The sequence below is a fragment of the Mesorhizobium sp. M0184 genome, assembly GCF_040322215.1.
Taxonomy (GTDB): Bacteria; Pseudomonadota; Alphaproteobacteria; order Rhizobiales; family Rhizobiaceae; genus Mesorhizobium.
Genome location: NZ_JAMYSZ010000097.1, coordinates 1 through 1,080, shown reverse-complemented (window position 1 = coordinate 1,080; position 1,080 = coordinate 1). Strand labels below are relative to the sequence as shown.

The 1,080-nt window shown below is 65.2% G+C and carries 1 protein-coding gene; it reads right to left on the bottom strand.

The annotated features are described in order from the left end of the window. The coding region (locus NKJ23_RS34460) for an amino acid adenylation domain-containing protein (protein WP_352685178.1) at positions 1-1,080 on the bottom strand (1,080 nt) is incomplete at both ends.

Genomic DNA, 1,080 nt, shown 5'->3' with positions numbered 1-1,080 from the left:
AGGGCAGCGCCGCGAGCCGCACGAACGCAGCTGGCACCATGTAGTCCGGCAGCCGCCCGCCCAGATGCGCCCGCAAGGCGCCGGCCAGCCCGCTTCCATCCTCGTCGTCCGATCCTGCCTCGGGTCCACACACGACATAGGCGACAAGGTGCTTGTCGCCGGTGCGATCGGCGCGCGCCACCACCACCGCCTCGCGCACCCAGACGTGCTCGCAAAGCCGCGCGGCGATCTCGCCCGGCTCGATGCGGAAGCCGCGGATCTTCACCTGGTCGTCGTTGCGGCCCAAAAACTCCAGATTGCCGTCCGGCAGATAACGCCCCAGGTCGCCGCTCCGGTACAGACGGTCGCCCTCCACAAAGGGACTGGCGATGAACCGCTCGGCCGTCAGCTCGGGACGGTTGAGGTAGCCACGCGCCACCCCCGCCCCGCCGATGTAAAGCTCACCCACCGCCCCGAACGGCACGGGCTGGGCAAACCGATCCAACAGATAGGCCACCGAATTCCGAATTGGTCGACCCAGCGGCACCCGTTGCCGGCCATCGAACTCAGCAGGCACCGGATAACAAAGACTAAAGGTGGTGTTCTCTGTCGGGCCATAGCCATTTGAGACCCGCAGCGTCGGATGTCGCTTCTGGCATGTTCTTATGGAAGCCGCGGAGACCTCTTCGCCCCCGACCAGCAGTTGCTGTAGCCGATCAGTACTCCGCTCCTCCTCCACATAGACGTCGAACAATCGGGCAGTCATCCAGGCGATGGTGACGCCTTGGTCTCGGATGACCTGGGCCAGCTTTGCGGTCGAAAGGTGACGTTCAGGATAGAGCACAATGCTGGCGCCGTTCGCCAAGGCTCCCCAGACCTCGAATGTGGTCGCGTCGAATGTGGGCGAGGATGCGTTGAGAAAGACGTCCCGCGGGGAGATCTCTACGAAATCGTTCCCCGCCACAAGGCGCACCACTCCGCGATGCTCGACCATGACGCCCTTTGGGGTTCCGGTGGAGCCTGAGGTGTAGATGACATAGGCGAGATGGCGCGGGCTCAGGCCAAGGGCGCGCGGGTCCGGGTTCGAGGCCGGCAGCCCGG